At 74.6% G+C, this 13048-nt stretch carries 11 protein-coding genes; 7 read left to right on the top strand and 4 right to left on the bottom strand.

All coding sequences use genetic code 11. From position 1 onward, the window contains the following. The first annotated feature begins 2 nt into the window (after window positions 1–2). Window positions 3–947: a LysR substrate-binding domain-containing protein gene (locus ACIOC0_RS24155; protein WP_402157442.1), complete on the top strand. Its 945-nt coding sequence runs from the start codon at window positions 3–5 to the stop codon at window positions 945–947. A 124-nt stretch (window positions 948–1071) separates the two neighbouring features. Here ACIOC0_RS24155 and ACIOC0_RS24150 read toward each other — a convergent pair whose 3' ends face one another. The 3 genes from ACIOC0_RS24150 to ACIOC0_RS24140 form a co-directional block, all read right to left on the bottom strand. After that, complete coding sequence (locus ACIOC0_RS24150; RefSeq protein WP_402157441.1) at window positions 1072–1767, bottom strand: gamma-glutamyl-gamma-aminobutyrate hydrolase family protein; 696 nt, start codon at window positions 1765–1767, stop codon at window positions 1072–1074. A gap of 17 nt (window positions 1768–1784) precedes the next feature. Continuing rightward, window positions 1785–3230, bottom strand: coding sequence for an ethanolamine permease (gene eat / locus ACIOC0_RS24145; RefSeq protein WP_402157440.1), 1446 nt, complete (start codon window positions 3228–3230; stop codon window positions 1785–1787). A gap of 204 nt (window positions 3231–3434) precedes the next feature. Beyond that, window positions 3435–4169, bottom strand: coding sequence for a FadR/GntR family transcriptional regulator (locus tag ACIOC0_RS24140; protein ID WP_402157438.1), 735 nt, complete (start codon window positions 4167–4169; stop codon window positions 3435–3437). Window positions 4170–4288: 119 nt separating this feature from the next. Between ACIOC0_RS24140 and ACIOC0_RS24135 the strand changes: the two genes are divergently transcribed. The 3 genes from ACIOC0_RS24135 to ACIOC0_RS24125 are packed head-to-tail and all read left to right on the top strand — an operon-like array spanning window position 4289 to window position 7826. Then, entirely contained in the window at window positions 4289–5647 is a 1359-nt protein-coding gene (locus tag ACIOC0_RS24135; protein WP_402157436.1) for a glutamine synthetase family protein, read from the top strand. An 11-nt stretch (window positions 5648–5658) separates the two neighbouring features. Continuing rightward, a complete protein-coding gene (locus ACIOC0_RS24130) occupies window positions 5659–7038 on the top strand; it encodes an aldehyde dehydrogenase family protein (RefSeq protein ID WP_402157435.1) in 1380 nt (459 codons plus the stop codon). Continuing rightward, the gene (locus ACIOC0_RS24125) at window positions 7035–7826 is read left to right on the top strand and encodes a 3-oxoacyl-ACP reductase (RefSeq protein ID WP_130444281.1); all 792 of its coding nucleotides are present in this window, start codon (window positions 7035–7037) and stop codon (window positions 7824–7826) included. Before ACIOC0_RS24130 ends, ACIOC0_RS24125 begins: the two co-directional genes overlap by 4 nt. A 6-nt stretch (window positions 7827–7832) precedes the next feature. Here ACIOC0_RS24125 and ACIOC0_RS24120 read toward each other — a convergent pair whose 3' ends face one another. Further along, window positions 7833–9035: an amino acid deaminase/aldolase gene (locus ACIOC0_RS24120; RefSeq protein WP_402157433.1), complete on the bottom strand. Its 1203-nt coding sequence runs from the start codon at window positions 9033–9035 to the stop codon at window positions 7833–7835. A gap of 394 nt (window positions 9036–9429) precedes the next feature. Between ACIOC0_RS24120 and ACIOC0_RS24115 the strand changes: the two genes are divergently transcribed. The 3 genes from ACIOC0_RS24115 to mycP all read left to right on the top strand — a co-directional run bounded on the left by ACIOC0_RS24115 (window position 9430) and on the right by mycP (window position 13044). Then, a complete protein-coding gene (locus tag ACIOC0_RS24115; protein ID WP_402157432.1) occupies window positions 9430–9738 on the top strand; it encodes a hypothetical protein in 309 nt (102 codons plus the stop codon). A 133-nt stretch (window positions 9739–9871) separates the two neighbouring features. Continuing rightward, window positions 9872–11827 carry a hypothetical protein gene (locus tag ACIOC0_RS24110; RefSeq protein WP_402157430.1) on the top strand — a complete coding sequence of 652 codons (1956 nt, stop codon included), beginning with the start codon at window positions 9872–9874 and terminating at the stop codon, window positions 11825–11827. Then, a complete protein-coding gene (gene mycP, locus ACIOC0_RS24105) occupies window positions 11824–13044 on the top strand; it encodes a type VII secretion-associated serine protease mycosin (RefSeq protein WP_402157429.1) in 1221 nt (406 codons plus the stop codon). Before ACIOC0_RS24110 ends, mycP begins: the two co-directional genes overlap by 4 nt. The last annotated feature ends 4 nt before the right edge of the window (window positions 13045–13048 follow it).

The raw sequence follows: 13048 nt of genomic DNA, 5'->3' as shown, positions 1-13048 counted from the left end.
TTATGAGCAGTGGTGCGGGCGGCGGGACGGGGGGCGGCGAGCGGGGCGGGAGCGCGGGGTCGCTCGCGCATCGGGTTCCCGATCTCGGGGCGCTGGAGCTGCTGTTGGCGGTGGCCAGGGTGGGCAGCCTCGGGGCGGCGGCGCGTGAGCTGGGCATCACCCAGCCGGCCGCGAGCAGCCGGGTCCGGTCCATGGAACGGCAGCTCGGGGTGGCCCTGGTGGACCGGTCGCCGCGCGGGTCGACGCTCACGGACGCCGGGGCGCTGGTCACCGACTGGGCGCGGCGGATCGTGGAGGCGGCGGAGGCCTTCGACGCGGGGGCGCAGGCGCTGCGGGACCGGCGGGACTCACGGCTCAGGGTGGCGGCGAGCATGACCATCGCGGAGTACCTGCTGCCCGGCTGGCTCCTCGCGCTGCGCGCGCAACGGCCTGACACGGAGGTGTCGCTGCACGCGGGGAACTCCGCGGGAGTGGCGGAGCGGGTGCTCACGGGGGAGGCCGACCTGGGCTTCGTGGAGGGGCTCACGGTGTCGTCGGGGCTCGACTCGGCGGTCATCGCCCATGACCGTCTGATCGTGGTGGTCGCCCCCGGTCACCCGTGGGCGCGGCGCCGACGGCCGCTGGCGGCAGGGGAGTTGGCGTCCACGCCGTTGATCCTGCGGGAGAAGGGGTCGGGGACACGGCAGGTGCTGGACACGGCGCTCGGGGGGCTGGCGCGGCCGTTGATCGAGCTGTCCTCGACGACGGCGGTGAAGGCCGCGGCGGTCAGCGGGGCGGGCCCGGCGGTGCTGAGCGAGCTGGCGGTGGGGGAGGAGCTGGGGATGCGCCGGCTGGTGAGTGTGCCGCTCGAGTCGGTGGTGCTGGCCCGCGAGCTACGAGCGGTATGGCCCACAGGCCACCGCCCCACGGGGCCGGCACGCGAACTGCTGTCCCTGACACGGGGATAGGGACGAGCGCTCGGCGTGCGCCGGGCCCGCGGACTCAGAACGCGAGTGCGGGCCCGGGCGGAGGGGACAGGGAGGAACCCGAGGCCCGTCGGATCGGCGGGGCGGGGCGGGTGAGGTGGGGGACTCAGGGGAGTGTGTCGGATGCCGCCTCGATCAGGCCCTGCATCACCCTCAAGTCCTGGGCCATCTCCGGGTGCCATTGGACTCCCAGGACCCAGCCCCGGGACGGCGGCAGTTCCACCGCCTCCACTGTGCCGTCCGCCGCGTGAGCCGACGGGATCAGGTCGGCGCCCAGGCGGTCCACCGCCTGGTGATGGAAGGTGGGGACGGTCGTCTCCTCCGGGACGAGGGCGGCGTAGCGCGTGCCGGGGACCGGTTTCACCGGGTGCTCGCCGAAGACGCCCACGGTCTCGGCGTGGCCGTCGAGATGCTGGACGAGGGTGCCGCCGGCGGCGACGTTCAGCAGCTGCATGCCGCGGCAGATGCCGAGCAGGGGGGTGCCGGCGGCCAGGGCGGCGTGGATCAGGGCGAGCTCCCACGCGTCGCGGCGTGGCGCGGGCGGGCCGCAGCGGGGGGAGCGTTCGGCGCCGTAGTGCACCGGGTCGACGTCGGGTCCGCCCGCGATGACGAGGCCGTCCAGGCGGGCGACGGCCTCGGCGGCGCGGGCGGGGTCGTCGGGCGGCAGCATCGCGGCGAGGCCGCCCGACGCCTGCACCAGCCGGGGGTACCCGACCGGCAGCAGGGCCGCCTCCAGCTCCCAGACGCCCCAGCGGGCGCCGGGCTCCAGGTACGTGCTCACACCGATCAGCGGCCTTGCCATGCGCACTCCCTCGTCTCTCAGTCCCGGGTCAACTCTGCCTCGGCGGCGGCCAGCGCCGCGAACTCCTCCTCCGGCGCCTTCGCCACCAGCCGCTTGCGGCTGTAGAGCGCGAAGTAGGCCGCGGCCACCGCGTAGACCGTCAGCGCGATGAGCGCGGCCGTCACGTCGACGAGGAACGTGGCGACCAGCGCCGAGCACGCGAGGACCAGTGCGACCGAGGAGGTCAGCACCCCGCCCGGGGTGCGGTACGGCCGCTCCAGCCCCGGTTCGCGGCGGCGCAGCACGATGTGCGACAGGGACATCAGCGCGTAGCTGATGGTGGCGCCGAAGACGGCGATGTTCAGCATCCGGCCGCCGTCGCCGGTGCCGGCGGCCAGCGCGAAGCCGATCGTGCCCGGGACCAGCAGACCCAGGTACGGCGCCTTGCGGCCGCTGGTCAGCGACAGGAAGCGGGGCAGGTAGCCGGCCCGGGAGAGCGCGAACAGCTGGCGGGAGCCGGCGTAGATCAGCGAGAAGAACGAGGCGACCAGGCCGGCCAGTCCCGCGTAGTTCACGAAGCGGCTGAGCGCCGTGGCCTTCCCGTCCGGCTGGAGCGCCTCGACCAGCGGGTTGCCGGCCGCCTGGACGGCGTCGGAGCCGCGCGCCCCGGCCGCGGCGAAGAAGGTGACCACGGCCAGCACCACGAGGACGCCCATCGACCAGCGGATGGCCTTGGGCAGGGCGCGGGCCGGGTCCTTGGTCTCCTCGGCGGCGAGCGGCACGCCCTCCACGCCGAGGAAGAACCACATGCCGAACGGGAACGCCGCCCAGATGCCGAGCAGTCCCATGGGCAGCCAGGAGTTCGCGCCGAAGGCGGAGGTGTCGACCGGGATGTCGTCGAGGGAGGAGGCGTCGAAGCCGGGCAGCGCGCCCAGGGCGAACACGATGAGGGCGAAGACCGCGATGCCGGTGACGACGAAGCTGAACCGCAGGGCCTCGCCGACGCCCCACAGGTGGATGCCGATGAAGATCGCGAAGCAGGCGAGGTAGACGGGCCAGCCCGACTCCAGGCCGAACAGGCCGAGCGACTCGACGTAGTCGCCGATGAAGATCACGATGGCGGCCGGGGCGAGGACGTACTCGATGAGGATGGCCGTGCCGGTCAGGAAGCCGCCCCACGGGCCGAGGGCCCGGCGGGCGAAGCCGTAACCGCCGCCGGCCGTGGGCAGGATCGCGGACAGTTCGGCGAGGGCGAACACCATGCAGGCGTACATGGTGCCCATGAGCACCGTGGCGATCGCGAGACCGCCGAAGCCGCCTTCGGCGAGACCGAGGTTCCAGCCGGAGAAGTCGCCGGAGACGACGTAGGCGACGCCGAGGCCGGTGAGGAGCACCCAGCCGGCGCTGCCGCGGCGCAGCGCTCGGCGCCGCAGATAGTCGTCCGCCTCCTCGGCGGTGCTGGTGGGCGTGGATTCCAGGGACATGACGCGACTCCCCACGGGCGGTGGACGAACGCAGCGGTGGACGAACGCAAGGGCACTCAGGACTACGCAGGGGACCTCAGGCCAAGGCACCGGAAGGCATGCGAACCGAGGGAACCCAATGGAATGGATGGATACCTTTGCGGTCCGTGGGCGGGATGGCAATACCCCTGCGTGAAACCCGCGTAAAACCCACGCGTCCGCCGCTCACCCCAGGAAGCCGCGCAGCAGCGCCGCCGTGCCCGCGCAGTGCTCGCGCATCATCTCCCGCGCCCCGTCCGCGTCCCCTTCGAGCACGGCCTCCACGATCGCGGTGTGCTGGCGCTGGGAGTGCTCCAGGTTGCGCACCAGCAGCGGGATGCAGTCCAGCAGGTCGTTGACGCTCGCCCGGACCGCCGCGTACCGGGCCGTCAGCGACGGCGACCCGCACAGCTCCGCGAGCGTGAGGTGCAGCAGCGTGTCCTGGCGGCGGTAGTCGGCGAGCGGCGCGTCGTGCGTGCGGGCCAGCGCGTCACGCAGCCGGGCCGCCTGCTCGTCGTCCAAACCGTGCGCCGCGCACAGCCCGGCCGCCCCCACCTCCAGCACCTCCCGGAAGCGCAGGACGTCCTCGACGTCGATCCGCTCGATCCGCCGCCGCAGTTCGTCCTCGCCGCCCCCGTCGGTCCGGGGCAGCACGAACGTGCCGCCGTAGCGCCCGCGCCGCGCCTCCACCAGGCCCTGGTCCTGAAGCACCTTCAGCACCTCGCGCAGCGTCACCCGGCTGATCCCGAGCCGATCCGCCAGCTCCCGCTCGGCCGGCAGCCGCTCCCCGGCCGGCACCAGGCCCAGCCGGACGACCTGCAGGATCTGCTCCAGCGCCTCCTCGAAGCCGTTGCCCGCCCGCACGGGCCGCAGCACCGGTGTCAGCCGGTCCTCCGCGCCGCCGTCCGCGTCCAGAGTCATGTGGCCGCGCCCCCTTCCCAAACAATGGTTCTCGGCAATACCTTATGGCTCTCGGCCCGGCCGGAGAAGTGCGCGGCGGCCCGAAGGACAGCGCGCAGCAGCCCGAAGGAGGCCCTCCCGTGGCAGACCGCACACCCCCGCTCAGCGTCGAGGAACTGCACGCCCTCGTCGCCGGCGGCGAGATCGACACTGTCGTCCTGGCCTTCCCCGACATGCAGGGCAGACTCCAGGGCAAGCGGTTCGCCGCCCGCTTCTTCCTCGACGAGGTGCTCCACCACGGCACGGAGGGCTGCAACTACCTCCTCGCCGTCGACGCCGAGATGAACACCGTCGACGGCTACGAGATGTCCTCCTGGGATCGCGGCTATGGTGACTTCGCCATGCGCCCCGACCTGAGCACCCTGCGCCGGGTGCCCTGGAACGAGGGCACCGCCCTGCTCATCGCCGACCTCGCCTGGGACGATGGCGCCCCGGTCGCCGCCGCCCCCCGCCAGATCCTGCGCCGCCAGCTCGAACGCCTCGCCGAACTCGGCTACACCGCCCAGGTCGGCACCGAGCTGGAGTTCATCGTCTTCAAGGACACCTACGAGCAGGCCTGGGACGCGAACTACCGGGGCCTCACCCCGGCCAACCAGTACAACATCGACTACTCCGTCCTCGGCACCGGCCGCATCGAACCCCTGCTGCGCCGGATCAGGAACGAGATGCAGGCCGCCGGCCTCACCGTCGAGTCCGCCAAGGGCGAGTGCAACCCCGGCCAGCACGAGATCGCCTTCCGCTACGACGAAGCCCTGGTCACCTGCGACCAGCACGCCGTCTACAAGACCGGCGCCAAGGAGATCGCCGCCCAGGAGGGCGTGTCGCTCACCTTCATGGCCAAGTACAACGAGCGCGAGGGCAACTCCTGCCACATCCACCTCTCCCTCGCCGACGCGTCCGGCGACAACGCGATGGCCGGACCCGACGGCATGTCCGACGTCATGCGGCACTTCCTCGCCGGCCAGCTCGCCGCCCTGCGCGACTTCTCCCTGCTGTACGCGCCCAACATCAACTCCTACAAGCGGTTCCAGCCCGGCTCCTTCGCGCCCACCGCCGTCGCCTGGGGCCACGACAACCGCACCTGCGCCCTCCGCGTCGTCGGCCACGGCCGCTCCCTGCGGTTCGAGAACCGGCTCCCCGGCGGCGACGTCAACCCGCACCTCGCGGTCGCCGGCCTCGTCGCGGCCGGCCTGTACGGCATCGAGCAGAAACTCGAACTGCCCGAGCCCTGCCCGGGCAACGCCTACACGGCCGACTACGACCACGTGCCCACCACCCTGCGCGAGGCCGCCGCACTGTGGGCCAACAGCCCCATCGCCAAAGCGGCCTTCGGTGAGGAGACGGTCGCCCACTACGCCAACATGGCGCGCGTCGAACTGGCCGCTTTCGACGCCGCGGTCACCGACTGGGAGCTGCGCCGCTCCTTCGAACGCATGTGAGAGGTCCAGCCTTGTCGTACGAGCACGAACTCCAGGTCCTCAACCCGGCCACGGAGGAGGTCATCGCCCGCGTCCCCGCCGCGAGCGCCGACGACGTCGACGCGGCGGTCGCCCGCGCCGCCCGGGCCCAGAGCACGTGGGCCGCGCTCCCGCCGGGCGACCGCGCCCGGCTGCTGCGCCGGTTCGCCGCCACCGTGGACGCCCACCTGGAGGAACTGGCCCTGCTGGAGGTCCGCGAGGCCGGACACACCCTCGGCAACGCCCGCTGGGAGGCCGGCAACGTCCGCGACCTGCTGGACTACGCGGCCGGCGGAGTGGAACGCCTCACCGGCCGGCAGATCCCCGTCGCCGGCGGCATCGACGTCACGTTCCTCGAACCCCTCGGCGTCGTCGCCGTGATCGCCCCGTGGAACTTCCCCATGCCCATCGCGGCCTGGGGTACCGCCCCCGCCCTCGCCGCCGGCAACGCGGTACTCCTCAAACCCGCCGAGACCACCCCGCTCACCGCGCTGCGCCTGGCCGAACTCGCCCTGGACGCGGGCCTGCCCGAGCATCTCTTCCAGGTGCTGCCCGGCGCGGGACCGGTCGCAGGCGACGCCCTCGTCGAACACCCCGGCGTCGCCAAGATCGTGTTCACCGGGTCGACCGCAGTCGGCAAACAGGTCCTTGCCAAGGGCTCGGCCCTGCTCAAGCGCGTCACCCTCGAACTCGGCGGCAAGAGCCCCAACATCGTCTTCGCCGACGCCGACATCGAGGCCGCCGCGGCCGCCGCCCCCATGTCCTTCCTCGACAACTCCGGCCAGGACTGCTGCGCCCGCACCCGCATCCTCGTCCAGCGGTCCGTCCACGACCGCTTCCTCGAACTCCTCGCCCCCGCCGTCGAGTCCGTCCGCGTCGGCGACCCCGCCGACGAGAACACCCAGATGGGCCCGCTGATCTCCCGGACCCAGCTCGACCGCGTCCGCGGCTACGTCGACCCCGGCGCCGAGGGCATCCGCGGCAAGGCGCCCGAGGGACCCGGCTTCTGGTTCCCGCCCACCGTTCTCACCGGCGTCCCCGCCGACGCGCCGGTGGCCGTGGAGGAGGTCTTCGGACCCGTCGCCGTGATCCTTCCGTTCGAGGACGAGGCCGACGCCGTACGCCTCGCCAACGACACCCCCTACGGCCTCTCCGGCTCCCTCTGGACCCGGGACGTCGGGCGCGCGCTGCGCGTCTCGCAGGCCGTCCGCGCGGGCAACCTGTCCGTCAACTCCCATTCCAGCGTGCGCTATTCGACCCCGTTCGGCGGCTTCAAGCAGTCAGGCGTCGGCCGTGAACTCGGACCCGACGCGCTCGCCGCCTTCACCGAAACGAAGAACGTCTTCATCAGCACGGAGGGCCCCGCACAGTGAGCTCATCGACCGCACAGCACACCTGCCGCCGCCTGGTCGGCCGTACCGCCGTCGTCACCGGAGCCGGCAGCGGCATCGGCCTCGCCGCCGCCCGCCGCCTCGCCTCCGAAGGCGCGCACGTCGTCTGCGCCGACGTGGACGAGACCCGCGGCAAGAGCGCCGCCGAGGAGGTCGGCGGGATCTTCGTGAAGGTCGACGTCACCGACCCCGAGCAGGTCGAGGCCCTGTTCAGGACCGCCTACGACAGCTACGGCAGCGTCGACGTCGCCTTCAACAACGCGGGCATCTCCCCGCCCGACGACGACTCCATCCTGGAGACCGGCCTGGAGGCCTGGAAGCGCGTCCAGGAGGTCAACCTCACCTCCGTCTACCTGTGCTGCAAGGCCGCCATCCCCTACATGCGGCGCCAGGGCAGGGGCTCCATCATCAACACCGCGTCCTTCGTGGCCCGGATGGGCGCCGCGACGTCCCAGATCTCCTACACCGCGTCCAAGGGCGGCGTCCTCGCCATGTCCCGTGAACTCGGCGTGCAGTTCGCCCGGGAGGGCATCCGCGTCAACGCTCTGTGCCCGGGCCCGGTCAACACCCCGCTGCTGCAGGAGTTGTTCGCCAAGGACCCCGAGCGCGCGGCCCGCCGCCTCGTCCACATCCCCGTCGGACGGTTCGCCGAGGCCGAGGAGATCGCCGCCGCCGTCGCCTTCCTGGCCAGCGACGACTCCTCGTTCGTCAACGCCACCGACTTCCTGGTCGACGGCGGCATCTCCGGCGCCTACGTCACGCCTGTGTAGCACGCCCTACAGGAACGTGTGGCCCTCACCCCGGTAGGTGGGGGCCGTCGCCGTCACCTCGTCGCCCTCGATCAGGTGCAGCTTGTCGAACCGCTCGCACAGTTCGCCGGCCTTCGCGTGCCGGAACCACACCTTGTCGCCGATCAGCAGATCGTCCGCCGGGGAGCCCAGCAGCGGGGTCTGCACCTCGCCCGGACCCTCCTGCGGGTCGTAGCGCAGCCCCTCCGGCAGGTACGGCACCGGCAGCCGGTCGCGGCCGGCTGCGCCCGACGCCGGGTAGCCGCCGCCGAGGACGGTCACGACCCCCACGCCCGGCCTGCGCACGACGGGCTGGGCGAACAGCGCCGCCGGACGGCCCGTGAACGACGTGTAGTTGTCGAACAGCCGCGGCACATACAGCCCGGAGCCCGCCGCGATCTCCGTGACCGCGTCCTCGGCCGCCGTGTGCTGCACACTGCCCGTGCCACCGCCGTTGACGTACTCCAGATCGGGCGCCACGGCCCGCACCGCGCGCACCACCGCGGCGCGCCGCTCGGCGAGTTCACGCCGGGCGGTCGCCTGCATCAGCCGGATCGCCCGCGAACGCAGCGGCCGGCCGGCCAGTGAGTCGCCGACGCCCGCGATGTGCCCCTCGTACGCCATCACACCCACCAGCCGGAAACCCGGCCGCCGGGCCACCGCCCGTGCCAGATCGGCCACTTGGGCGGGGGAGTGCAGCGGGGAGCGCAGCGCGCCGACCCGCACCCGGCCGCCGAGCAGCTTCAGCGAGGTGTCCAACTCCAGGCAGACACGCACCACTTCGCGGCCGCCGGCCCGCGCCGCGTCGATCAGGTCGAGCTGGGCGACGTCGTCGACCATCACCGTGACGGCGGCGGCCAGCTTGGGATCGCCGGCGAGTTCGGCGAAACCGGCCCGGTCGGCGGAGGGGTAGGCGAGCAGGATGTCCTCGAATCCCGACCGCGCCAGCCACAGGGATTCGGCCAGGGTGAACGACATGATCCCCGCGAAGCCGTCCCTCGCGAGGACACGCTCCAGCAGCGTCCGGCAGCGGACGGACTTGCTGGCCACCCGGATCGGCTTCCCGCCCGCCCGGCGGACCAGGTCGTCCGCGTTGGCGTCGAAGGCGTCCAGATCGACGATCGCGACAGGGGCTTGGAGATGGGCGGTGGCCCGGTCGTAACGGGCCCGGTCGGCGGCGCGCGCAGTCATGAACGCAGCCTGCCAGACCGGATTACCGCAGGGTAGGGGGACGATACGGGCAGATGCCCCCGGGGTCGCCGACTGGTTCCCGCTACCGCGGCAACTAGCCGTAGAGTGACGCGCACGTACGGGGAGACGGCTCCGGCCGGAGACCCCGTGCCGGGATGCCGGCCCGCCCGTGCGGGTATGCCTGCCCGGGGCGGACCAGCACGTCCGCTGCCGGGCCCGTGCGGGCACGAGAACCGCCCGAGCGGAGCGACGGCGGCCGGGTGGACGACGGCGGCCGGGCGCAGTGACGGCGGCCGGGCGGAACACCGGCGGCCGAGTGGAAGTACGACGGTCCGAGCGGACGTGACGGCGGCCCGAGCGGGAGAACGACGGCCCGGGCACGAGGAAACGGGGGGTGCATGAGCACGGAAGCACGCCGCGCCACGATCCCCCCACGGCCCACCGCACCCCCGCCCCCGACCGCGCCTCCGCCGCCCACCGCGCCCCCACGCCCGACAGCCCCACCCCGCCCGAACCGCCTTCCGACGGCGACGACCACCGGGGCGCCGGCGACCGGGACGCCGGCGACCGGGACGCCGGCCACCGGGACGACGCCGCCGGCCCCCCAGACGCCGCCACGGCCGACCGAAGCCACGGATCCGGCCCCTGCGGCCACCCCTCAGCGGCCCGCCGCCGGGACCGCGACCGGCCCCCTGACCCCTGAGCGGCCCGCCGCCGGGCCCTCGGCCGGAACAGGGACCGGGCCGTTGCCCCCGCAGCGCTCCACCGCGCCCGCCGGGCCGGGCACCCCGCCTCCGCCCATGCCGTCCTCAGCACCTCCGGCTCCCAAGTCCCCTGTGATCGGCGACCGTTCCGGCACGCCCCCGGAGGGCGGCTCCCTCGACGCCGTGAAGCCCTCGACCGGGGACGCCGCCCCCTCGACGGAACGCAAGGCTCCGCCCGACCGACTCGCCCCACCCGCCCCGCACTTGCGGGCCCCCCAGCCCACGGACTCCATGACCCCGCCCCCACCGCCGCCCCCGGCCTCGGCCCGCTTCCCGGACGCTCCCCCCTCCGGCACCGCCGACTGGACGCCCCCGCCCGCGCGCAAACCCGAGTCCCGGCCCGCCGCGGCCGACGCCGACACCCCCGGCTCGGCGGACGTTCCGCCCGCGCGTCCGACCGCTGCCCGCCCGGTGCGCCTGGAGACCATCCGCCCCGCCCGCACGGACGACGTCCGCACCTCCGACGACGACCAGGGTTCGCCCGCCGCGGGCGCCGACGGCCCCGCCCGCCCGGGCGTCACCCGCCCGGCCCGCCTGGAGAACTCCCGCCCCTCGTCGCCGGCAGCCGGTGCGGAGGGCGCCCGTACCCCGGGGGCGAGACCGTCGCGACCGTCCCGCTCGGCCGCGACCCGCACGGCCGGCCCGGAGGGTGCGGCCGCGCCCCACACGGACGGTGCCCGCCCACCCCGTGCCGACAGCGGCGACCCCGCCCGCCCGGGCGTCACCCGCCCGGCCCGCCTGGACGGCGCACGCCCCACCACCGCCGGCACCGCCCGCCCGGGCACAGCGGCCCCGGCCGGTGACCGTGCCACGCGCACCTCCGCCACCACCCCGGCGAGCGGCCACCCCCCGCGGCCGGACGCCGACCGCCTCTTGCGTCCGGCACCCTCCGCCGCCCCGCCCGCAGGGGCCGACGGCGGGCAGGCGCCCGGGGAAGGGAGCGCCTGGAGCCCCTTGCCGCGAGGTTGGGCGGCCGCTCCCGCTCAGGCCCCCCGGGACGCGCTGTCGTCCGCCGTGCCCGGCCAGGGAGGGGTGTGGTCGCCCGCCACCCCCGTACGGCACCCCGACTTCGACGTGCCGGACGGACACGAGCCGGAGTTCGACGCCCCGGCCGCCCGGATCCCCCGCCCCGCGGACCCCGCACCCGGCGGCCCCGTCCCCGACCCCTCCCTCTCGTGGAGCGCGCCCCCGCCCGGCGGCGGCGCGACACGGCCGGTGGTGACGTTCGCGCAGCCCGAGGGATACGGCGACGCACCACCGCGCGCCGGACGCAGACGCGTACGCGGGCGCACCCTCGCCGCCGCCACCTGCGTCGTCCTCGGACTCGGCCTCATCGGCGGCGCCGCCACCGGCAGCTGGCTCGTCGGCGACGCCGCCGGCTCGGGGGAGCGCAGCGCGTACGCCACCGCCGGCGGCCTGTGGCACAACGTCCCCGTCGACCAGCTGTTCCCGCCCACCGTGGACGGTCAGGGTGCGGGCCCCGGCGGCGCCGACCGCACCTGGACGCGGGTCGCCGTCGCCCCGGACAGCGGCTGCGCCGGCGCCCTCGACCCGCTGCTCCTCCAGCTCCTCGCCCCGGTCGGCTGCGCCCGCCTGCTGCGCGCGACCTACGTCGACGCCACCCAGAGCTACGTCACCACCGTCGGCATGGTCTTCACCGAGGCCGACGAGGCCGGCATGCGCGCGCTGGACACCCGGTTCGACAAGGAGGGCCTGGCCCGCCGGACCGACCTGATGCCCCGCACGTACGCCCCGCCGGACACCGTCGCCGCCGGCTTCGGCGACGCGCAGCGCGCCTCCTGGACGGTCTCCGTCCTCACCGACGCGCCCGTCGTCGTCTACGCCGTCTCCGGCTGGGCCGACGGCCGTACCGTCGCCACCCCCGAGCCCGCCGCCCGGGCCGCCGCGCCCGGCGCCACCTCGGCCCCGGCCCAGGCGGGTCTGGGCAACGAGGCGAAGGGCCTCGCCGACCGCGTCGAACGCGGCCTGCGCAAAACCGTCGCCGCCCCCTCGGAGCAGCCCTCATGAGCAGTCGTAGGACGACACCCCGGGCGGGCCTGCTGTGCTGCCTCCTCGCCGCCTCCCTCGCCCTGCTGCCCGCCGCCCCCGCGCAGGCGGACGGCATCCGCGCCCAGCAGTGGGGCCTTCAGGCCCTGCACACCGACCAGATCTGGCGGACCACCAAGGGCGCGGGCATCACCGTCGCCGTCCTGGACACCGGCGTCGACGGCGAACACCCCGACCTCGCCGGGAACGTCCTCACCGGCAAGGACCTCGTAGGCTTCGGCGCGCGGCGCGGCGACGCCGTCTGGGCCCGCCACGGCACCGCGATGGCCAGCATCATCGCCGGCCACGGCCACGGCCCCGCGGGTGAGGACGGCGTCATGGGCATCGCCCCCGAGGCCAAGATCCTCCCCGTCCGCGTGATCCTGGAGGATCGCGACGCGGCCCGCACCAAGGCCCGCAACACCCGCGGCAACGCCCTCGCCGAAGGCATCCGCTGGGCCGCCGACCAGGGCGCCGACGTCATCAACCTCTCCCTCGGCGACGACTCCGCCTCCGCCCACCCCGAACCGTCCGAGGACGAGGCCGTCCAGTACGCCCTGAAGAAGGGCTCCGTGGTCGTCGCCTCGGCCGGCAACGGCGGCGACAAGGGCGACCACATCTCCTACCCGGCCGCCTACCCCGGCGTCATCGCCGCGACCGCCGTCGACCGCTACGGCACCCGCGCCTCCTTCTCCACCCGCCGCTGGTACGCCACGGTCAGCGCGCCCGGCGTGGACGTCGTGATCGCCGACCCGGACCACAGGTACTACCAGGGCTGGGGCACCTCCGCCGCGGCGGCCTTCGTCTCCGGCGCCGTCGCCCTCCTCAAGGCCGCCCACCCGGGGCTGACCCCGGCGCAGATCAAGAAGCTGCTGGAGGACACCGCCCGCAACGCCCCCACCGGCGGCCGGGACGACTCCCGCGGCTTCGGCTTCATCGACCCGGCCGCCGCGATCAAGGCCGCCGGCGCGCTCAAGCCCGAAGGGCTGCGGGCCGCGTCCCACGGCGGCGCCTACTTCGGCCCCGGGCCCGACGCGGAGAAGGCCGAGGAGGACCCGTCGACCTGGGCCGCCCCGCTCGCCGGCGGCGCCGGGGGCCTGCTGCTGGTCGCCGCGGTCGTCCTGTGGCGCGGCCGCCGCGAGGAGGAACGGCAGGACGCGTACGACGCCCCCCAGCGGGAGCGGTACGACGTCCTCTAGGGCG

This window comes from Streptomyces sp. NPDC088254 (genome assembly GCF_044740925.1).
Classification (GTDB): Bacteria; Actinomycetota; Actinomycetes; order Streptomycetales; family Streptomycetaceae; genus Streptomyces.
Note: the sequence above shows the minus strand (reverse complement) of the source record. Positions and strands in the feature narration are given on the sequence as shown.